The sequence below is a fragment of the Mycobacterium sp. 852013-50091_SCH5140682 genome (assembly GCF_001665685.1).
In the GTDB taxonomy this organism is placed as follows: domain Bacteria; phylum Actinomycetota; class Actinomycetes; order Mycobacteriales; family Mycobacteriaceae; genus Mycobacterium.
On sequence record NZ_LZTB01000035.1, the window covers coordinates 86,191 to 105,964 of the forward strand.

General features: G+C 61.4%; 21 protein-coding genes and 2 pseudogenes. 6 read left to right on the plus strand and 17 right to left on the minus strand.

What is annotated here, in order from left to right; translation table 11 throughout:
- Positions 1 to 69 precede the first annotated feature (69 nt).
- The 5 genes from A5784_RS11265 to A5784_RS11280 all read right to left on the minus strand — a co-directional run bounded on the left by A5784_RS11265 (position 70) and on the right by A5784_RS11280 (position 3,360).
- Positions 70 to 564, minus strand: coding sequence for a VOC family protein (locus A5784_RS11265; protein ID WP_064944984.1), 495 nt, complete (start codon positions 562 to 564; stop codon positions 70 to 72).
- A gap of 15 nt (positions 565 to 579) precedes the next feature.
- Complete coding sequence (locus A5784_RS39615; RefSeq protein ID WP_286159422.1) at positions 580 to 840, minus strand: SDR family oxidoreductase; 261 nt, start codon at positions 838 to 840, stop codon at positions 580 to 582.
- Positions 841 to 993: 153 nt separating this feature from the next.
- Complete coding sequence (locus A5784_RS39620; protein ID WP_082944773.1) at positions 994 to 1,338, minus strand: SDR family NAD(P)-dependent oxidoreductase; 345 nt, start codon at positions 1,336 to 1,338, stop codon at positions 994 to 996.
- Between the two features lie 690 nt (positions 1,339 to 2,028).
- Positions 2,029 to 2,856 (minus strand): mycofactocin-coupled SDR family oxidoreductase, encoded by an 828-nt coding sequence (locus A5784_RS11275; RefSeq protein ID WP_064945115.1) that lies wholly within the window; start codon positions 2,854 to 2,856, stop codon positions 2,029 to 2,031.
- A gap of 57 nt (positions 2,857 to 2,913) precedes the next feature.
- Complete coding sequence (locus tag A5784_RS11280) at positions 2,914 to 3,360, minus strand: VOC family protein (protein WP_197514702.1); 447 nt, start codon at positions 3,358 to 3,360, stop codon at positions 2,914 to 2,916.
- Between the two features lie 736 nt (positions 3,361 to 4,096).
- Here A5784_RS11280 and A5784_RS11285 point away from each other — a divergent pair.
- Entirely contained in the window at positions 4,097 to 5,014 is a 918-nt protein-coding gene (locus A5784_RS11285; RefSeq protein WP_064944986.1) for a sugar phosphate isomerase/epimerase family protein, read from the plus strand.
- Positions 5,015 to 5,128: 114 nt separating this feature from the next.
- Complete coding sequence (locus A5784_RS39815; RefSeq protein WP_064944987.1) at positions 5,129 to 5,419, plus strand: glycerate kinase; 291 nt, start codon at positions 5,129 to 5,131, stop codon at positions 5,417 to 5,419.
- A 241-nt stretch (positions 5,420 to 5,660) separates the two neighbouring features.
- Here the strand turns inward: A5784_RS39815 and A5784_RS39820 are convergent, their stop codons facing one another.
- From A5784_RS39820 to A5784_RS11340, 11 genes and pseudogenes are all read right to left on the minus strand, one after another.
- On the minus strand, positions 5,661 to 5,999 hold the full coding sequence (locus tag A5784_RS39820) for a transposase (RefSeq protein WP_353651908.1): 339 nt from the start codon (positions 5,997 to 5,999) through the stop codon (positions 5,661 to 5,663).
- Entirely contained in the window at positions 5,963 to 6,379 is a 417-nt protein-coding gene (locus A5784_RS39825; protein ID WP_353651909.1) for a transposase, read from the minus strand. Before A5784_RS39825 ends, A5784_RS39820 begins: the two co-directional genes overlap by 37 nt.
- A 140-nt stretch (positions 6,380 to 6,519) precedes the next feature.
- Complete coding sequence (locus tag A5784_RS39830; protein ID WP_232006007.1) at positions 6,520 to 6,915, minus strand: transposase; 396 nt, start codon at positions 6,913 to 6,915, stop codon at positions 6,520 to 6,522.
- Positions 6,916 to 7,332: 417 nt separating this feature from the next.
- Complete coding sequence (locus tag A5784_RS11300) at positions 7,333 to 7,752, minus strand: Rid family hydrolase (protein WP_064944988.1); 420 nt, start codon at positions 7,750 to 7,752, stop codon at positions 7,333 to 7,335.
- Positions 7,753 to 8,184: 432 nt separating this feature from the next.
- Complete coding sequence (locus tag A5784_RS11305; protein WP_064945116.1) at positions 8,185 to 9,147, minus strand: GlxA family transcriptional regulator; 963 nt, start codon at positions 9,145 to 9,147, stop codon at positions 8,185 to 8,187.
- Between the two features lie 1,357 nt (positions 9,148 to 10,504).
- A complete protein-coding gene (locus A5784_RS11315; protein ID WP_064944990.1) occupies positions 10,505 to 11,575 on the minus strand; it encodes an ABC transporter ATP-binding protein in 1,071 nt (356 codons plus the stop codon).
- Positions 11,576 to 11,892: 317 nt separating this feature from the next.
- Positions 11,893 to 12,717 carry an alpha/beta hydrolase-fold protein gene (locus A5784_RS11325; RefSeq protein ID WP_064945117.1) on the minus strand — a complete coding sequence of 275 codons (825 nt, stop codon included), beginning with the start codon at positions 12,715 to 12,717 and terminating at the stop codon, positions 11,893 to 11,895.
- Positions 12,718 to 12,841: 124 nt separating this feature from the next.
- Positions 12,842 to 12,958: pseudogene (locus A5784_RS39120) on the minus strand (CAP domain-containing protein); the annotation flags it as partial.
- 76 nt (positions 12,959 to 13,034) lie between these two features.
- Positions 13,035 to 13,778, minus strand: coding sequence for a DUF4386 family protein (locus tag A5784_RS11330; RefSeq protein WP_156750502.1), 744 nt, complete (start codon positions 13,776 to 13,778; stop codon positions 13,035 to 13,037).
- A 122-nt stretch (positions 13,779 to 13,900) separates the two neighbouring features.
- Positions 13,901 to 14,956: an LLM class F420-dependent oxidoreductase gene (locus tag A5784_RS11335; RefSeq protein ID WP_232006008.1), complete on the minus strand. Its 1,056-nt coding sequence runs from the start codon at positions 14,954 to 14,956 to the stop codon at positions 13,901 to 13,903.
- 69 nt (positions 14,957 to 15,025) lie between these two features.
- On the minus strand, positions 15,026 to 15,601 hold the full coding sequence (locus tag A5784_RS11340) for a TetR/AcrR family transcriptional regulator (RefSeq protein WP_082944775.1): 576 nt from the start codon (positions 15,599 to 15,601) through the stop codon (positions 15,026 to 15,028).
- 144 nt (positions 15,602 to 15,745) lie between these two features.
- Between A5784_RS11340 and A5784_RS11345 the strand changes: the two genes are divergently transcribed.
- On the plus strand, positions 15,746 to 16,816 hold the full coding sequence (locus A5784_RS11345) for a phosphotransferase family protein (RefSeq protein ID WP_232006009.1): 1,071 nt from the start codon (positions 15,746 to 15,748) through the stop codon (positions 16,814 to 16,816).
- Between the two features lie 7 nt (positions 16,817 to 16,823).
- Here A5784_RS11345 and A5784_RS11350 read toward each other — a convergent pair whose 3' ends face one another.
- Positions 16,824 to 17,486 carry a TetR/AcrR family transcriptional regulator gene (locus A5784_RS11350; RefSeq protein ID WP_064944995.1) on the minus strand — a complete coding sequence of 221 codons (663 nt, stop codon included), beginning with the start codon at positions 17,484 to 17,486 and terminating at the stop codon, positions 16,824 to 16,826.
- Positions 17,487 to 17,848: 362 nt separating this feature from the next.
- Between A5784_RS11350 and A5784_RS11355 the strand changes: the two genes are divergently transcribed.
- The 3 genes and pseudogenes from A5784_RS11355 (at position 17,849) to A5784_RS11365 (ending at position 19,729) form a co-directional block, all read left to right on the plus strand.
- Positions 17,849 to 18,181 carry a DUF732 domain-containing protein gene (locus A5784_RS11355; RefSeq protein ID WP_064944996.1) on the plus strand — a complete coding sequence of 111 codons (333 nt, stop codon included), beginning with the start codon at positions 17,849 to 17,851 and terminating at the stop codon, positions 18,179 to 18,181.
- A 64-nt stretch (positions 18,182 to 18,245) separates the two neighbouring features.
- A pseudogene (locus A5784_RS11360) lies at positions 18,246 to 18,710 on the plus strand (CAP domain-containing protein); the annotation flags it as partial.
- Between the two features lie 212 nt (positions 18,711 to 18,922).
- On the plus strand, positions 18,923 to 19,729 hold the full coding sequence (locus A5784_RS11365) for a maleylpyruvate isomerase family mycothiol-dependent enzyme (protein WP_064945120.1): 807 nt from the start codon (positions 18,923 to 18,925) through the stop codon (positions 19,727 to 19,729).
- Positions 19,730 to 19,774: the final 45 nt, after the last annotated feature.

The following is a 19,774-nucleotide window of genomic DNA, read 5'->3' on the forward strand; positions in this document are numbered from 1 at the left end:
CCATGTCCTCCGCCAACGCCTCGGATCCGCTTGTCCGCCAGGCGGTCAGCGGCAACGTGGTGGTCACGTCTACTCGACGCCCTCGTGCGCCAAGCGGTAGCGGATCGCCGACGGGATGCGCATCTCGTCCCAGTTCAAGATCTCTTGGAACTCGAGGATGTTGCCGTCGGGGTCTTTTGCGTAGGTGGTCCGGACACCGAACACCGACACCGGTTTGGTGGTGAACTCGACGCCCGCGGCCAGCAGCCGTTCGTACTCATTGTCGACGTCCACCACGTCGACACAGATGTGGGTAATGCCGTGGTCGCACGCGCGGAGCGTTGGATCCTTGGGCCTTCCGACGGGGTTGTGGTACTCGAACAGTTCGAGGTGGGTGTTTCCGGTCCACAGCATCACGAAGCGGGCTGCAGAATCCTCAAAGCCCACGATCGCATCCATGTCGGGACGGCCCTGCTCCCACTGTCCGCCTGCCCGCTCCTCAAAGCCCAGCAGATTGCAGTAGAAGTCTTTGAGCCGGTCGAGATCCGTTGTGGTGATTCCGGTGTGGTGCAAACCGAGGAACATAGAAAGTGCCTTTCTCTAGACTCGTCCGAGGCCACCGTCGATGACGATGGTTTGTGCGGTCATGTAGCCGGCGTCGTCCGACGCCAGAAATGCGACGGCTCCGACGATGTCATCGGGCGAACCGTTGCGTTTGATCGGTTGCAGGGCACGCATGTCGTCCCACTTGGCCGCACCCTCGTCGCCGGGGGCGCCGCCGATGGCACGAATGGTGGTGTCGCTGACTATCAGTCCGGGAGTCCGCCGCGTTGACGGTGATGCCGTAACCGCCGTACTCACTGCCCAGCGCGCGGGCCAGTCCGATGGCACCACCCTTGCTGGACACGTATACGGCGAGCATGGGATCAGCACCGTTGATGTAGGCGTTGGAGGCGATGTTGACGATGCGACCTCAGCCGCGCTCCCGCATCATCGGCAGGAATGCCTTGCAGGTCAGAAACATCGATTCCTGGTTCGTTCCCAGGATTCTGCGCCAGTCGGCGAACGTGAGGTCCTCGAAGAGGAGGACGGGGAGACACCGGCGTTGTGGTCCAGGACATCCGCTCCACCGAACTCCTCGACCGCGTCGGCCAGCGTGGCGACGCCCGGCTCGGATGAGACGTCACATTCGGCCTCCAGTGCACGGACCCCGTGCGCGCGCACCAGCTCGGGGGTCTTGCTGCTCGACACCAGATCCGCCAGCACTAGGTCATGGCCTGCCCCGGCCAGCCGCACCGTGATCGCGCTGCCGAGGCCTTCTGCCGCCCCGGTCACCACCGTAACCCTGTTCTGGGTCATGGCTTTTCACCTTTCACGAGTCTCCGTGGATATGCTCCGCGACACAATCTGTCGGACTGCAGCTGCGACGTGTGATCAAAATAATCCTCTGAACCCCATGTGCTCAACACCACAATGTCGGTGCAGAACATCCGAGAACCGGATGGGTGATGGCCTGTCCAGCAGGGCAATTCTCTTGAAATCCCACTGGACACGGCAACACCACCGGCTCGGCGAATTGTTTCGGCCGCGGGTGGAGCCAAGGGCGTAAGCCGTGATGCCAGTGGTACTCCGCTTCGGGGTCGGCTAGGAGGTACCACCATGTCACTAACGTCAGCTCCGGTCGAAAAGCGAGCAGGTAGTTACGGGTGAGTTCTGGATGTCATGGGGCGGCAGACCGGCCGGGAGCCGCCAGCCGCCTTTGAGCGGCGGGCGAGCGACATCCCGCAGTGAACATAGCTGCGGCACCGTCTATTCGGCGCGTAGCCCTCACCTCACCGCCCACTACGTCACTGCTAACCACGGGTTCGAACGCCAAGCCGCTGAGCAGGCGTAGACCGTGCTCGGGCAATCGTTGAAATCTGCCCGAATTTGCCCGCTCGGAATGTCTGCGGAACAGAAACCGACGCAGCACGGGAAGAGCCCGTGACGACAACCACGACTTCTTGGCTACCGAGGATCACCAACTACCGCCGGCAGGTGCCGAGTCGGCTACTTCACAACGCTGCCGGAGTCTACCCGCAACGACAGGCCCGTAACGTAGCGAGCTTCATCCGAAGCCAAGAACAACACCGCGTTCGCGATCTCAGCTGGATCGGTCCAAGTGTTCGGCAGCAGATTGAGATCTCGCAAGGGACCTTCGCAGTCGTCAGCCGTCGGATTCTCAAGATCCGGTCGAAACAGTTTGAACAGTCCCTCGTTTTGCGTCATCTCCGTCGCCACCGCGCTTGGGCAGACCGTATTGACACGGATCGAATAGGGAGCGAGCTCCTTTGCGAAAACTTGAGCCAGGCCTTCGACACCGAACTTCGACGAAGAGTAGTGGGCCATATTGGCCCTTCCCTTCATCCCCGCCTCAGACGTAATAAGGATCATGGACCCGCCATCAGCGCCCGCGATCACGTGGGGCGTAGCGGCTTTCAACGTCTGCCAAGCCCCTTTGAGATTGACGTCAATAACTTGGTCCCATTCTTCTTCTGACAATTCCCACGCGCAACCCATCGTCAGGACTCCGGCATTGGCCACCACGATGTCGAGCCTGCCCAGCTCGGACACCCCCGTGTCTACCGCGTCCTTCAGAGCCGCGAAATCACGAACATCCGCTTTCGCCGCGACAATCCGCCGATCGAGGTCTCCGACCAACTTCACCGTCTCCGCGAGATCCTCCTCGGTAGCACCCTTGTACATTGGGCTCACCTGTTCACACACATCCACTGCGATGATGTCGGCGCCTTCAGCAGCCAGGCGCAGTGCGTGACTTCGCCCCATGCCCCGCGCAGCACCCGTGATCAGCGCGACCTTGCCCTCGACCCGTCCCATGTTCTCGATCCTTTCTTCGACTTGCGACCTATCTACGATCACAGTTGTTGTTAGTTGCTAAACATCACTGAGCAACTCGAACAGATTGCCGTCAGGGTCCTTGCCGTACACCACGACGAGACCCGAAAACGCGCCCCCGGAGACAGATACCGGCTCCGAGACAAACTCAACGCCGCGCTCACGCAGCCGCCTGTACTCTCGCTCTACGTCATCCACCGCCAAAGCTATGTGGGGATTTCCGACGTCGTTCGTCGTGAGGGTCGCGCTATCAGCGCCCACGGGGCTGAGATACTGAATTAGCTCAATACGACTGCCGCCCAATGACATAAAGATCAGACGCATAGCTACGCCGTCGAGTCCGACAAGACCGTCAACCCAGACTTCGCCAAGCAACTCAGCCGGCTGGTCGGCCTCCGCTACGAAGCCGAGTTCTTCATAAAAGGAAACAGACGCGCTGAGATCTGACACGACAATGCCTGTGTGGTGCATAACTTTGATCGACATGTGATTCATCGCCTTTCCACGTATCCATCGATATCGCAGTGATGCTGCGCTTGCCGGTCGGCGCCCGGCCAGATTGCCCATTCCCCGTTGCCTACATTCAGCACGAGTGGCGGCCGTACTGTGTGCCATAGCTACCTAGTTTGGCCCGTGGACGCCATTCACAGCCGAGCCAGTTCATTGCGCTGGTCCCCGTTCGGTTCTCAACTCAGCGAATTATCTTGATGCACAGCGTATCTACTCCTCTGAACACGGTGGGCGTATTGTTTCCAGAACCTGATCCGATGACTTCGCCCTGATCTGTTTGTGGCGTACCGGCGCCTCTGCCTACCGCGCGCAGAGTCATCCAAGGGAACAGCACCCCGGAGCCAATCCTGTGCAGTCCTAGCATTCAAGGGCCGGATCGTTGCCCTCGCCCTTCAAGTCCGCACGCGGCGACATACCGTGACAGACGCATTGTGGGCGCTGCCTCTGACAGCCCACTCTGTGCGAAATGTGCTGCCGGTCAATTGATCCGGAAGTCAGTATTTGCCCCCGCCGCAGAGCGGTCAAGTGCATTTCGGCCGTGCAGCCCATCCAGAACTCGGATACTGGCCGAGATCGCTGCCGCCGCGTCGGGCCTATGCTCTCATGGTGAGCGCTTCCAAAATGGATACCGCACACTGCTACCGAGGAGCTGAAGATGTTCACCAGGGACCACCGTTGCAATCATCTTGAACGGCGCGACGGGACGGATAACATGAGCGTGCACCCGCGGCTGTCGCTGAACCAGGTGACCATCAAGCACGCTGACCTGCGTGAGGCGATCAACACCACTGTGGCAGCGGGTATCCCGTCAATCGGACTGTGGCGCGAACCGGTTGCCGAGGTCGGCTTGTCCACCGCGTGCGACGTGATACGTGACTCCGGATTACGCGTATCGAGTCTGTGCCGCGGCGGATTCTTCACAGCAGAGGACCCACAGCGCTTTCGCGAATCGATCGAGGAGAACCGTCGCGCAATCGACGAGACCGCCGCACTAGCACGCGCCGGCGCGCCGGGATCGGTCCCGGTGCTGGTGCTGGTGCCCGGCGGCCTCCCGCCCGGCAGCACCGACATCATCGGCGCGCGCAGCCGCGTGCGCGATGCAATCGGCGAATTGGCCGGGTATGCCGCCGATGCCGAGGTGGTGCTGGCCATCGAGCCGCTGCACCCGATCTACGCGGCCGACCGCAGCGTGATCTCCACACTGGGTCAGGCCCTCGACATCGCCGAGGAGCACCCGGCCGCCGCAGTCGGTGTGGCGGTCGACGCATTCCACGTATGGTGGGACCCCGAGGTCCTAGAACAGGTGGCCCGCGCCGGCGCCCAGGGCCGGATCGCGTCCTATCAGGTCAACGACTGGATCACGCCGTTGCCGCCCGATACCTTGCTGGCCCGCGGGGTGATGGGCGCTGGTCACATCGACCTCGCGGGGCTCACCGCCGCGGTGGACGATGCGGGATATCGCGGTGACGTCGAGGTGGAGATCTTCAGCAAAGAGCTGTGGGACAAGCCCTTTGCCGACGCCACCGCGCTGGTCGTGGACAGCTTCTCCACCGTGGCGCTGCCAGCGCACGCCTTGGGTGGCGGTCCCCCACCTGCAGGCAGCCAGTACCGCACTGGTGGCGCCCGATAAGTTCAAGACTGTCTGGATGCGCCGCGGTTGCGGCGGCCCTGGTCGCCGGACTCGCCTCGGGGAGCGTACCGGCACGTACTCTGGCGCTGCAGCGCCGGACACCCCAGATATCCCGTGAGCATCGCGGGTGCAACCGGACTCCCGCGCACGGCCGAGATCGCGCTGTGCGTATCGGGGGCCGGCGTCGAAGTCGCCAACAGCTGTGGCTCGTCGACCTTGCGCGAGCGGCGCTTTGATCCGCTGGACTCGTCGAGTCTCGGTTTCAGCCAGTCGATTCGGCACTCGCTCACCCACGAGCCATCGCAGGTTGTCCTGACCCTCGGCGGCACAACGCGACTCGGCTCCCATACTCGGTCACGCAAGTTGACCCCCTACCGCGACACCCCTGTGGCAGCGCGGACGTGATTAGACCCGGCGACCACCAAAACGTGGCCCCCGTGGCTGATCGTCGCCCACCACTTCTGCCCGGTCCCTCCAGCCAAGCTGCACGCCTGCCCAGTCATGTCAACGGCAACTGAATTCTGATCAGTTGTCGGCAAGGTGAGCTCTAGTCAACGTTGCAACAACGACAGACCGCTGGAGGCTAACAGCACCGCAAGTAGTTCGGCAGGGGACTATCCCCTTAACGGTGTTTCCGCGGTGTCCATCAGTAGATTTCGGCTGCCGGGAGTCGGTCACCGAAGGTGATTGCGAACGCGTTGAGCGGCGGCTTCCACCGCATCATCCATCGTGCCCTGCCGACCCCGGTGGGGTCCAGGGAGCGAGTCACCAAGTACAGGCACTTCAGAGCGGCCTGCTCGGAGGGAAAGTGGCCATGAGCCTTGATTGCCCGGCGATAGCGGACGTTGAGCGACTCGATGGCGTTCGTCGAACAGATGACGCGGCGAATCTCCACGTCGTAGTCCAGGAACGCGATGAACTCAGCCCAAGCGTTGTCCCACAAGCGGATCACCGCCGGGTAGCGCTGTCCCCACTTCTCAGCCAACTCATCGAATGCCGTGCGGGCCGCAGCAGCGTTGACCGCAGTGTAGATCGGTTTGATATCCCCCTGATCTCATCCCAATACTTGCGCGAGGTCAGCCTAAAAGTGTTGCATATCAGGTGAATAATGCAGGTCTGCACGAGCGCCTGCGGCCACACATTGTTGACCACATCGGGTAATGCTCCAAGTCCGTCGCAGACCACGAAGAACGTATCTTTGACACCGCGGTTGCGCAGGTCGGTCAGCAAGCTCATCAGAGAACTTCGCGCCCTCGCCGCCGCTGCCGGCCCACAATCCGAGAATGTCGCGTCCCCGGCCAAACTGACCCCGATCGCGGCGTAGAACGGCCGGTTGGCCACCTGGCCGTCGCGGACCTTCACCACGATCGCGTCGATCGCGACATGACCTCATCCAGGGCCGCAGCGACCAGTCGTTCCTCTCCTCGATCACTTTGTCGGTGATCGCCGCTGAGCGTCTCCTTGGACACCGAGGCGCCGTAGATCTCGGCGAAACGTGCCGAAAACTAACCGGCAGTAGGGTCTTTGGCATACAGCGACAGCACGACCTCATCTACGCCTGACAGGCGGTGCTGGCGTTTCTTGACGATTTGCGGTTCGAACGTCGCCGCCCGGTCGCGGGGCACGTCGAGTTCCACCGCGCCGGTCGTGTCGATCAGCACCGTCTTGGTCCTGGTCCCGTGGCGGATATTTCCTGTCCCCGCTCCCGCAGGGTCATGTTTCTCATAGCCGAGATGCTCGGTCATCTCCTCCTTCAGCGCGGTCTCGAGCACCGTCTTGCTGAGGTGTTTGAGCAACCCATCAGCCCCAGTCAGTGACAGACCCTGCTCCTGAGCCAGCCGCACCAATTCCCCAGCAGTTTGCGCTTCGGCCGACGCATCGGACGGCTTCCTCTTCGCCACATCATCCAGTGCGTCATCACGGCACTATCCCCTGCGAGCATCGCTCAGCGTGTCCGGGCAGAAACACCGTTTAAATCCACAGTCCCGGTGGGTCAAGTGCACGAGACCTGCAGAGGGTCAAATTTCGGAAACTGTTGACAATTGGTTTCAAGCAATTCGTGTAAAGCGACAGTGCGTGCGATGACGAGCCATTGCACGAAGTCGGCCTGGTCGGTGAACCGGCACATGAAGGTCAGCACGGACATCCGAGCTTGCTGGGCCATCTCTGCGACGGCGTTTGGTTGGACCGGAGACGTGCTTGGTGGGTATGTCGGGCTCATGCGCCCGATGCTCTCCCTTACGGCTCACCGGTGGGAACGTCAACCCAGATGCGAGCCGGTAGGTCACGCGTGCGTCCGGGCGCAGGAAGCGTGATGGTCAGGATCCCTCCGGATATGCTGCGGTAGCGCGAATTTCGACAAGCAGTCCGGGGCTAGCGAGCCCGCTGACCCCGATCAGTGACCAAGTCGGGTAAGGAGGCTGGATCAGGCGGGACTTCGCCTTGGTAAAGCCGGACAAGTGCTGGTGGATGTCGACGTGGTAGCTGGTGACATCGACGAGCGCAGACAGATCGAGTCCTTCCAGACGGAGAATCTCCTGCAGCTTCCCAATGGCGATCTCGGTCTGTTCCTCAATGCCCTCAGGGATGGTGCTGTCGGGGCGCCGACCGATAGTGCCGGCAATGAACAGGTGCCCGTGTGAGCGCACTGCTGCGGAATAGCCGAAACTCTCGAAGGCGCTCACGGTCTTGCCGAAGATCTCAGAGTCTTCGGGGACCTCAACAGTGTGGATGGTCATTGCGTTTTCCTTTTGTTGTGACTGATGCGGACCGGTTGGTCCAGCGAGACGAACGGCCGACGTGTTCTGTCGTGGCCTGGCCGAAAGAGTCGCGTTCGCTAGAGAATTCATCGTAGATCGTGGAGCGGCGCGGGTGGTACGGGTTTCGGGGCGCGCGCGACGCTGCGCAATCTCCAGCGAGGTATACGGAGCAATTGCCTCACAGCCGGTCGACACGGGATACGGAAGGCAGTCTGTAGGTGTCGATACCTGTTCCAATACATGCGCCAGCTGCGAAACTCTTTGAACAGCTAACAGAGACACCGCCTTCCGCGCCGGTTTCGAGCGTCGAGGAAGCAGGCAGCGGTGGAATCAACCGACAAGACGCCACACGAAAGGTCTGTCGCATGGCGCTCCAATCGGATCAACTTTTGGATCGCTAGGTTCGACCCTTCAGACGGCAGTAGCTGTGGCGTAGTCACACGAGAAAGCTTGACGGTACGCGGTTGGCGTTGTGGCCAGGCTGCGGCGGAAATGGAGGCGCAGATTGGCAGCCGACCCCAAGCCGGATTCCTGAGCCACCCGGTCGATCGAATAGTCTGTGGTTTCAAGTAGTTCGCGTGCAGCGGTTACGCGTGCGTTGACCAGCCACTGCAACGGAGTCGTTCCTGTCTCGTCGGTGAAACGACGCATAAAGGTTCGCACCGACATCCTGGCGTGCTGGGCCATGTCTGCAACAGTGATTGTCTCGGCGAGGCGGCCCAATACCCAGGCCCGAGTGGCAGCCAACGACGTATCCCCGACAATCGCAACCGCAGCGGGAACATACTGCGCCTGCCCCCCATCGCGATGGGGCGGGGCGACCAATGCACGCGCTACCCGATTCGCGGCCGCGGCACCAAGATCCCGCATCACCATGTACAAGCACATGTCGATGCCGCAGCACATTCCGGCAGAAGTAAGGACATCACCGTTGTCGACATAGAGGACATCCCGGTCGATTTGCACCGATGGAAACAACGCCTCGAATTCCCCAAGATGCTGCCAATGCGTGGTGGCTCGTTTACCGTCGAGGACGCCAGCTGCGGCCAAAGCAAACGCCCCAGTGCAAATTGACGCCACCCTGGCACCTCGCGCCACACTCGCCGCTAGAGCGTCGAGAACTAAGGCAGGGACGGGCCGATCCACCGGCTGATACCCCGGGACGATCACGGTATCGGCCTCGCCCACTGCATCAAGTCCGTGGCCGACCGCCAAGACCAGGCCCGATGCAGTACTGACGCGATCCGATATCCCGCAGAGTTTCAAGTCATACGGGACATCAGAATCAACTGTGAATACATCGACCGGAATCGCAATGTCCAACGCCGTGACACCGTCGAGGGCCACAACTGCAATACGGTGCTGTTTCTCCATCACTGACTGACACTGGCCTACTAGCTCTCGCATGAACAGTGGCCATTCTGCCTAATATCGCAAGGATCCGGCCATTCTGGTGGCGGACGGCTCCAGCCACCCCCGCTTCCCACGTCCCGGCCACCCGCAACGTCGGACCAGCTAATCAGGCGCCCGCCATCGATTCGATTCGGGCGCCAGCCGACTTACGCCGATTCCCACAGGCAATCGCCGATCGAGTTCTTGAAACACACACCAAGAAGATGCAGCAAGAACGTCGCAAGACAGTCCCCTCGGACACCTCGAGCAAGCGAGCCACGAGAAGGCATCGGCAAGCTCAGAACCATCTTCCTCGCTCACCCATCCGCGACCTACATGCGGACGCACGGCAATGGCACCAACCAGGCAGTTTCGCGGACCGCAGTTCCAGTTGGTCCCGTCACTTGCCAATCTTTGTCAGTATTCGAATGGGATTGTGGTTGGTGGTGGTACACAAGCGTTTTCCGGTGTAGGTTCTCAAAGTCCGTGGCGGACGGCGGTCCATCTACCTGCTAGCATGCTATTTTCTCATCGAGATGGCAGACAAATTTATCTCGTTTCGGTGGCGGATCCTAGAACGAGACGGTTGTCTCATTAACTGGGTCTGAGACTGCACTCGCGCACTCGAATCGGAACAATATAGATAGCGAGTGGCTGTCCGCCGATGAACTTAGCCGCTCGCGGGCCGGGAGCTGACCGTGCAGCCGTCGGTTTAGATACGAGTAATTATGCCTTCAACTCCCGGCGGCTGGTTCGGTGGACGACACTCGACTACGCGTCCGACCGCAGCTTGATTTCTATCAAGAGCGGACCGCGTACCTGCCGCCCGAAGCGAGCTCGACGGAAACAGTCTCACCGGGACATTCGTTGCACGATGGGGACACAATGCCGCAGTCGCAGTACCGGAGGATTCCTAGGACTGCACGGCCTGCAGCTCTCTTCCAGCCGCCCTCGCGCTGCGTCGGGGAACGAGTCGCACGGCCTTCAACCGCACCGGACCAGGGTCCGCGAGATGACTCGGCGGCGGCGACATATTGATCCCGCACATGAGTTCGCGAAGGTCCGCCTCGCCCTCACTCCCCGCGAATCCGCTTATCCACGCCGCCAGCGACTCCATGAGATTGGCCGGCAATGCAGTTTCGCTCGCTACGAACCCTCGGAGAAGCTGCTTGATGGCGCTTTCCAATTCTCCCGCGCCGATTCGCACGCAGAGCCATGTACGTGCAGTCTTGCTGAGGAACGGATTTGCCGAATCCATGAGCGCCCACACGAACGCCGACTCTTCAGCTCGATTCATCACTCACCTCAAAGGTCTTGGCATCGGTCATGGTCGGCGTCGTCAGGCAATGGCTCCGGTTGGGGCGTCGTCCTCGACCGGGCGGTGGTGGCGCGCGGTGGGCTCGTCGCCGAACTCGTGCACCGGCAGTTTGTGCGTGCCCTCAAGGTCATCGAGGATCGCGGCCTGTGCAGCCGGCGGCAGGGTGTGCAGGATCTCGCGCACCCGAGCCTGGCGGCGGGCCACACCCTTACGCTCGGGCATACCGGGAGTGGCCGACAGCTGCGGCGGCACACCCTCGATCTCCTCGACACCACCGTCATGCTGACCGGCATCGAGCATGGCCTGCTCGGCGGCCGCGGTCGCCTCGTCCTTCTCCTCCGACATACCGATCGGGCCGATACGGCGACCGTTGAGGAACTGCTTGACGACGGGCTCCTCGCTGGTCAACAGCACCTCGCGGGGGCCGAACATGACCAGCTGCTTACGGAACAGCATGCCGATGTTGTCGGGCACGGTACGGGCGATGTTGATGTTGTGCGTCACGATCAGCACCGTCGCGTCGATCTGCGCATTGATGTCGATCAGCAGCTGGGACAGATACGCGGTACGCACCGGGTCCAGACCGGAGTCCGGCTCGTCGCACAGGATGATCTGCGGGTCGAGCACCAGAGCGCGGGCCAGGCCGGCACGCTTGCGCATACCGCCGGAAATCTCACCGGGGAACTTGTGGCCGTCGTTCGGCATACCGACGAGCTCGAGCTTCTCCATCACGATGTTGCGGATTTCGCTCTCGCTCTTCTTCGTGTGCTCGCGCAACGGGAAGGCGGTGTTGTCATAGATGTTCATCGAGCCGAACAGCGCGCCGTCCTGGAACAGCACACCGAACAGGGTGCGGATCTCGTAGAGCTCCTTGGCCGAGCACTCCAGGATGTTGGTGCCGTCGATGACGATCGAGCCGCGCTCGGGGCGCAGCAGGCCGATCAGAGACTTCAGGAACACTGACTTGCCGGTACCCGACGGGCCCAGCAACACGCTGACCTCGCCAGCGGTAATCGACATCGTGACGTCTTCCCAAATCTTCGAAGACCCAAAAGATTTGCTCAGCCCCGTCACATCGATTTGCACGCCCATACGAAATCCTCTCTGGTCCTTACGTATTCGAGGTGCACGCCTTAGATGCAGCCGCTCGCACAGGGATCGACAGGCAGTGCACCCATCGGCCCCGACATCGGAGGGGATCCTGCCAGCTGATCAGAGGTGAGATCGACGTCGCCGTCGAGATCGGGCGCCATTGGGATGAAATGACAAATCAACGAGACCGCAGCAGCGCACGGCGAATCCCCAGGTTGGGCGTCGGCAGGAGCCGCAAACGCCAGGGCGATCAGGCACGCTGACGCAGCTAAAGACAGAGCTAGAACGCGGGCCATGGTTACTCCTCCAGTCGACAACTATCTGATGGCGGCCGCGAGGTCACCTGACATCGCGCCTAATTGCGGACCCCAGCTGTTCCAGTCGTGCTGGCCGCCGGTCGGGAAGTCGAAGTGCCCGTTGCGCCCACCGACTGCGCGATAGTGGGTATAGAAGCTCCGGTTGCTGCCCTGCGCCTGATCGCAGTAACCGATCATCGCAGGCGGGTCACTGCAGGTCAGGGTCTGTGGGCTGAACACCCACAGCCGGGTGTTGTTGTCCACCAACAGCTGCACGTGGGCGTCCGGATCGTGCCACTTCCACCGACCGAACTGCGCAGGACCCCACATGCCCTGGGTGTCGACCCCGCCGAATTGCGCCATACCTGCGGTAATCGCGCCATTGAGGAAGGTGTTGCCGACAGTCAAGAAACCCGACATAGACCCGGCATACCGGAACCGGTCAGGGTGAAATTCCGCCAGCGTCAGCGCCGCAGTGCCACCCTGTGCCGCGCCGACGACGCCATGACCGGTCGGAGCCAGGCCCTTGTTGGACGCCAGCCAGTCCGGCAACTCCTGGGACAAGAAGGTCTCCCACTGCTTGCTGCCGTCCTGCTCCCAGTTGGTGTACATGCTGAACGCGCCGCCGGCCGGGGCAGCCACCGCGAGGCCTTTACCCGCCAGCGTGCTGAATGCACCCGCACCCACCCAGTTGCTTACATCCGGACCCGCGTTGAACGCATCCAGCAGGTACACCGCATGCGGACCGCCAGCCTGGAATGCCACCGGGATGTCCCGGCCCATCGCCGCAGACGGCACCGTCAGCATCTCGACGGTGTCGGCTTTCGCCTGAGCGGCCGACCACATGCAGAGACTCAACGCGGTTACGAAGAACGCACGCAGCAATCGCACGGCAACACTAATTGGTCAATCTCCTTCTAGAACAGCACACCTGACGCTCGTCGGGCACCTGCAATGACTCCGATGTCAACTAGATCGGCGGATATGCCGGCGGCGGATACGTACCGCGAAGCGCCCACGGCAACCAATTGAAGAAGTATTCGAGTTCGTCACTTGCGTCGTAGTCAGGGCTGGGATCCACAAGCACTCTCCGATCAACTTATCTGAATTATCTTGCCGAGCAAGACAATCTGCTCACCTCAAAGGCAATCTTGTTCACGGCGCTACTCCACCTCTAGACGACGCAAGGCGCGGAACGCGAACGGCGTCAAGACCGCGATGAGAACAAAGAACATCACGAACACGGCCCAGAAGTTGAGTACGCCATGCCAAGCGAACGGACCGGTGCGCGCAAACGGGACGAAGACGAGAGGGATGTATACAGCCGCGGTCAGGAAACAGACGTAGCCCACCCAGCGAGGAAACAGCGGTTCGGCGCGTCGGTCTTTCAAGATCGCAATTCCCAATGCCACGCTCTGCAAGAACGAGAACATCCATGTCAGATCGAAGAACAACCACCCCAAGTCGTACAACGTCTGGATGCTCTCCGCCGAGCGTGCTTCGGACCGAAATGCGGCGGTCTGCCAGACAATTGCCGGAACGACGGTAACCACACCGGTCATCAGGCCACCGATCAACTCCGTCATGGACAGGGGGCCCATCGGCCCCTCCATGCGGCTGACGATCTTCGACAGCGCGATGCTCCAGGTGTAATAGCACGGAGCACCCACCGCCATCAGCACCATGCCGATTCGGATCGACGTCTCGTGCTCACGGAAGTATGCGGCAATACCCGCCGCATCGAGGTCCTCGCCGGGCGGTGGCCAGAAACCCGCGAACACAGCGAATCCCAATAGTCCTAGCCCGGCATAGATAACAACTGTCCACAACGCAACACGAAGAAGTCGATAGTCGGCGCGGTCAGTGGCGATGCGTTCGCTCGCGCTTGGGTTGATGGTGACTGTCACGTTTCTCCTCCGGTCCGGCTTCGGGTCCACCGACACTTGGGCCGGCCCACGCACCGCGCCCACAGGAGGACTTTAATCAAAATTAAGATAAACAACTACGAGATGGCGCTTTTGCTGCAGCGTCAAATTATGAAACCCTTCACCGTAGCCATCGCATCGATTCGCTCGGCGTGTGAGGAGGCAACGGCATCGGCGAGCACGCAAGTGACACCCGCATCCTTGAGCGCAGCTAGCCGATCCCCCACCTCGGCACGACTGCCGATCAGCGAGATCGCCCGTGCGAATTCCTCCGGAACAGCCTCGGCTGCGGCGGATTTCGCACCACCAAGAAAGAGGTCTTGGATCTGGCGCGCCTGCTGCGGGTAACCATACCGAGCGAAGAGAGCGTTGTAGTAGTTCTTACCGGCGGCACCCATGCCGCCCACATACAGCGCCACATTCGCGCGGACGGCGTTCAATGCACTTGTCACGCGGTCGGAGTCGTCCGAGATCAGCAGCGGGCATTGCACGCTGATGCCTAGATCATCGAGTTCACCGTCGCGGCGAGCTTTTCCTGCCCGCAGCGCGTCTCCGAACGCGCGATCGGCTCGTTCGGGATGAAACAGAATGGGTTGCCACTCATCGAAGATCTCAGCGGCCAACTCAACATTCTCGGGTCCTATCGCGGCCAGCGCCATCGGAATCCGGGCCCGCACAGGTGTCCCGATGATCTTCAGCGGCTTCCCGAGTCCCGACCCACCAGAATCGACGTCCAGCGGCAACGTGTAGTGCTTTCCGCGGTATTCGCTGGCCTCCCGCCGCCAGATCTTGCGGCAGATGGCCACGTGTTCGCGTGCACGTTCGATAGGTGCGTCGTATTTGACCCCGTGGAAACCTTCGATGACTTGTGGGCCCGACGCACCGATACCAAGGATGCACCGACCACCACTCACGTAGTCGATTCCGGCGGCCGTCATCGCCAGGTTGGTAGGCGTCCGGGAAAACATCGGCAACACACCGAAGGCCAGCTCGGCGCGGCACGTCTTGGCAGCCACATATCCCATCTGGCTGACCGCATCCACACTGTAGGCCTCGGCAATCATGACCCGATCCAGACCCACCTGTTCGAACTCGGGGAGTCGGTCAACGACTGCGGCAAACTCACTTCCGTAGTAGCGCAAGGGCATACCTAGTTTCACAGCTGCATCTCCTTCATCGGTTTTCGCCGCGTCGGCCGCGGCGTTGCCCGGCCGTGGCCAGGTGGCGCGTCACTGCGGTTGGCCTTCCAGAACGGAGAGGAGATCCCGGAAGATCGCCTCCAGCCCGTCAAGATCAGGCGCAAGGGCGGCCTGCTCGTAGCCGATGAGCAGGTACAACGCCGCATCGGCGAATCGGCTGGCACGCGGCTCGTCGTTAGCGATCTGGAGCGCGGAGTCAAATACCACCTGTCGGCGTAGCTCATCTACTTCCGCCTGCACCGCATGCACGTCAGGATCGACCCGGCTCCAGGCACGGATCGCACCCTCAGCAGTGTGATCCAGACTCAGCGCCACTTCGACGAGTCGCTCGATGCGTCGGTACGGATCGAGTTCGCCGCGCAGTAGACGCAGTTGCGTCAAGGTCGCCTCGTTCTTCCAATATTCGATCACTTGCGTCCGGTACTGCGCCCAACTGCCGAAGAAGTGATAGAACGACCCGGACGTGACCATTAGGCGGCTACACACTTCGGCGAGCTTGAGGCCAAGATGCCCCTGGTCAGCCAAGGTCTGCAGACCGACAACCATGTAGTCCTCACGCGTTGCAGACTTGTTTGCACGCACCCGCGCGGACCCCGCTGTTGCCATGCACGTATTCTAATGCAGAATAAATAATGGATGGTCACCGCGGGCGATCCGTCGCCTGCGCCGTGGCAGACCACCGCGGGTCCTTGGCTTGTGCCGTTGGACGCGCTCCGCGATCTTCAGTGGAACAGAGCGACAGAAGGGTCGATGGCAATGGACCTGCGGAAATCCACCGGTGCTGACACCTCGCCAACCTCAGCTACTGGCGGCATGTGGACACAACCTGAATCCGTTGCACAGTGGCTGGAACGGAACCAGGCAGATGTCACGCCCCCGGTAATGATCAAGCGGGTCGGAATCGGCCAGTCGAATATCACCACAGTCGTCACCGATCACGCTGGCCGCGAATGGGTGATGCGTGAGCCACCGCCAGGCGACTCCGCCAGTAAGGCACACGACGTGATACGCGAAGCCCAGATACTCGGGGCACTTGCGGAAACCGACGTACCGGTGCCCAGAGTCCTTGGAACAGGAGTGAGTCCCTCCGGTTCACCTTTTCTGGTCATGGAGCGAGCACCCGGCGCACCCCTAGAAAGCGAACAGGACGCCCAGGAACTGAACCCCAATCAGCGCCAGGTCCTCGGTATTTCTGTGGCAGAGACACTGGGCCGTCTGCACCGTCTCGACGCTTCAATTTTGGGTATCGACACGTCCACCAGTCCATATCTTGTTCGCCAGTTGCGTCGGGTATCAGCAGCGTGGGAGCGGGTGCGCCACGCCAGCCGACATGACCGCGATTGGGAGGCGGTGTGCGCCGGTTTGTCACAGCGGCTTCCGCGACCGTCTCCCGCGGTCATCATGCACGGCGACTATCGGTTGTCCAATCTTTTGGTTTCCGCGGGGCGCATCACCGCAGTGCTCGACTGGGAGCTGTGCACCATCGGCGATCCATTCGCCGACCTCGCGTGGTTGCTCGACGACTGGCGTCCTGCTGATGAGTCGGCCATCGTGATGCCGTCGCCGACCCGCGCCGGGGGCTTTCCCGATCGCGACGAAATGGTCGACGTATACCGCGACGTGACGGGCTTTCCAGTAGGGGGCCTCGACTACTACAGGGCATTCTCGCAATGGCGTGCCGCCAGCCTTCTGGAGGGCGTACGAGCGCGCCGGCTGGCCGGCGCGATGGGTTCACACGCAGCGATCGACCCCGAGGAACTCGAAAACTCCATCGGTGTGCTGCTGACCTCGGCCGCCGGGCATCTCGCGAAGGTGGCCTGAGGCGCCGCTACTTTGCGGACATGTCAGCGAGCCCATGCCGGATCACTGACTGGGCGTTTGCGACCACCGTTTCAATCGCGCCGCGCCGCGGATTCCACCATTCCACCGCCCAATTCAGTGCACCGAGCACCAACATTTGGGCGATGTAGAGGTCCAGCTCTGGCCGGAGCACGCCTTCACGCGCAACATCGTTGATCAATCTGCGCCAAATCTCGCCATAACGCTCTTCTTCCAGGACCTGACGCTTGCGAATATCCTGGGGAACCTGCCCGGCGTTGCGAATCGCAGCAGTCGTGTAGTGCGAGATCTCGAGTGCATGCCGCAGGTGCGCCTCGACAGCGATCAGAAGTTTGTCGATTGGGGCAGTCCCGTCAGGAACCTCGTCCAGGACTGCGGCGACATGTGATCGCATGTCGGCGATACCCGACCACATCACCTCTTCGATGAGCTCGTCGCGGGACGGGAAGTAGTAGTAAATGGCCGGCGCCTGTAGGTCTGCCTCGGCCGCCACGTCAGTGAGCCGCAAGCCGGCGTAGCCATGTTCCGACAGGACGCGTGCAGCTGCATCCAAGATTCTCGAGCGTGTCAACGCCGATTTAGATTCTGAAATCGACTCACCGAGAATCGACTCGTCGGCGTCGACTGGCGGCCGGGAGCGTTGCCTGGGCATCCGACCATGATACGGCCGAAACAATCAGCCGATCGACGTTACCGTAGCTCCGACCGGCCGGCGTTTTCCCCCATCCGCGGCTTTAGATGGCACTTAGCGGTCGCCACCGTTGCTCGATACCCCTCGCGCAGAAGCCCCGCATCCAGACCTGCTGCGGTACTGCCTCGCCCAAGCTGGGGCTTCACTGCATCGCACAAGAATGACTTAATTCTAAATAGAAAATGCTTGACCTGAGCGCATCCATTGCGCACAGTTGACGCGTGATCTCCGTAACAGGATCCCGCCCCGGCGGACCGACTCATGCCCCTGGCGCATCGCGCAGAGCGTCTCAGGGACGGACGTGGGCCGGCACCACATTAGCTTTGGTTGGCGCCACCGCCGCCGCAGCGCTGACGTTGAGCTCAACAGGGGTCGCGCAAGCCGATACTGTTGCCTACCTGATCAACGTCACGGTGCGGCCGGGGTATGGATTCCCCAACGCCCAAGCGGCCGTGGACTACGGCAACGGACTGTGCGACAAGATTCAAACCGGCCATCCCTACGCGTCGCTCCTGGCTGACGTGAAGCGCGACTTCGGCACTGCCGACGAGTACCAAGCGTCGTACCTCATTACCCAGGCCGCCAATGAACTATGCCCCGCCGCCATTTGGCAGCTGAGACAGTCGGCCGCCGGCTACCGCCCGGGATCGGAGTAGATCTGTGCCACACACCCTATTTTCTTTCGATCAGCTCCATCGGCGCAGATCATTCACGAGACTCCTGATAGCCGGGCGCACAGCAGTTTTGGCGACGACGATCGCGACCGCTATCGCAGCACCGGCACACGCCGACAACCGCCGCTTCAACAACAGCGTCGTTGCCAACGTGTACACCGTGCAGCATCAAGCGGGGTGCCAGAACAACGTGGCGGCGAACACGCAACTGACGCTGGCTGCGCAATGGCACGCAATTGACGTGCTCAACAACCGCGAGCTGGGCGGCGATCTCGGATCGGATGGCTCCACACCCCAGTCACGCGCGGAGGCGGCCGGCTACCACGGAGTTGTGCAGCAGACGGTCGGTATCAACCCGGCACTCGCGATGAGTGGCATCGAGTTGATCAACCAGTGGTACTACGACCCCGCGTCGCTTGCCATAATGCAGAACTGCGCCAACACCCAGATGGGCGTCTGGTCGGAGAACAGCTTGGACCGAACCGTAGTGGTCGCGGTCTACGGCCACCCGGCCTGATTGACGCGCCACTCCGAGGCATCACATCCGGGTAGCGACAGTCGAATATCAGTGCACCATTGGTTATTTCGGAACCGAATGCGATATTTTAATCTCACATAGAAACTTGTTGACTTGTCACCTTGCGCTGCGCACAGTTGTTGTGTGAATTCTCAACCGATTACCGATCTGCCTGATCCCTCGCACGTGGGATGGCAGTAAAAACCATGGCCCTTGCCCCCTTGAAGCGCCCAGCTCACAGGGACGGCGTCGTTGCCCTACGTGCTGAGCGCGCCGAGCTTCTCGACCTGTGCCATACCCTCAGCGACTCGCAATGGCGGTTGCCCAGCATGGCACCCGGCTGGACTGTTCAGGATGTGGTCAGTCACATCGGAGCCGGGTGCCATGCGATCTTCACCACCGAATCTCTGAAACTGTTACTGAGCAAAGATATCGAGCAGTCCAACGACGAGATGGTCTGGGCACGGCGGGTGAGGCGGCCCGATGAGACCGTGGCGGAATACGAGCGGTGGAGTGCGCGAATCATCCAGCTCGCCACGCTGGTCACCAAATCGCCCCTGACCAGATTGCCAGTACCGCTAGCCGAGCTCGGTCGCTTTCCCGTAGGGCTATTACTCACTGGCGCCATGGTTTTCGATCATCACACACATATGCGCCACGATCTTGCGCCTGCACTGGGTCTGTCACCTTCCCCTCCTGCTCCCCGCCGGATGGCCGTCGTGATCGACTGGATGCTGGCGGTGCTGGGGAATCAACTCCGATCAGGACGCCCGGAGTGGCTGAGTCGCCCTGTGGGCCTGCGTCTTACCGGGCCGGGCGGAGGTGCGTGGACGATCCAACGAGACGGTCGCATACTTTCAGGAATCGAACGGCCGGCTGTGGAGATCGTCGGGGACAGCTCCGACTTTCCCTCGTGGGCAACAAAGCGTTCGGATTGGCGCGACTACGACATCAACATAGTCGGAGACACCGGCTACGGGGCGGTATTCCTCGACGAGTTGAACGTGGTCTGAGAATGACCGCCCCTACTGCATGTCTGGGGAGCGGGATCTTGACAA

Coding starts and splice junctions, on each gene's coding strand:
- A5784_RS11265 (WP_064944984.1), bottom strand. CDS start 564: ATGTTCCTCGGTTTGCACCACACCGGAATCACCACAACGGATCTCGAC.
- A5784_RS39620 (WP_082944773.1), bottom strand. CDS start 1,338: ATGACCCAGAACAGGGTTACGGTGGTGACCGGGGCGGCAGAAGGCCTC.
- A5784_RS11275 (WP_064945115.1), bottom strand. CDS start 2,856: ATGGGACGGGTCGAGGGCAAGGTCGCGCTGATCACGGGTGCTGCGCGG.
- A5784_RS11280 (WP_197514702.1), bottom strand. CDS start 3,360: ATGTCGATCAAAGTTATGCACCACACAGGCATTGTCGTGTCAGATCTC.
- A5784_RS11285 (WP_064944986.1), top strand. CDS start 4,097: ATGAGCGTGCACCCGCGGCTGTCGCTGAACCAGGTGACCATCAAGCAC.
- A5784_RS11300 (WP_064944988.1), bottom strand. CDS start 7,752: ATGACCATCCACACTGTTGAGGTCCCCGAAGACTCTGAGATCTTCGGC.
- A5784_RS11305 (WP_064945116.1), bottom strand. CDS start 9,147: ATGGAGAAACAGCACCGTATTGCAGTTGTGGCCCTCGACGGTGTCACG.
- A5784_RS11315 (WP_064944990.1), bottom strand. CDS start 11,575: ATGGGCGTGCAAATCGATGTGACGGGGCTGAGCAAATCTTTTGGGTCT.
- A5784_RS11325 (WP_064945117.1), bottom strand. CDS start 12,717: ATGTGGTCGGCCGCTCAGGCGAAAGCCGACACCGTCGAGATGCTGACG.
- A5784_RS11340 (WP_082944775.1), bottom strand. CDS start 15,601: ATGGCAACAGCGGGGTCCGCGCGGGTGCGTGCAAACAAGTCTGCAACG.
- A5784_RS11345 (WP_232006009.1), top strand. CDS start 15,746: ATGGCAATGGACCTGCGGAAATCCACCGGTGCTGACACCTCGCCAACC.
- A5784_RS11350 (WP_064944995.1), bottom strand. CDS start 17,486: ATGCCCAGGCAACGCTCCCGGCCGCCAGTCGACGCCGACGAGTCGATT.
- A5784_RS11365 (WP_064945120.1), top strand. CDS start 18,923: ATGGCCCTTGCCCCCTTGAAGCGCCCAGCTCACAGGGACGGCGTCGTT.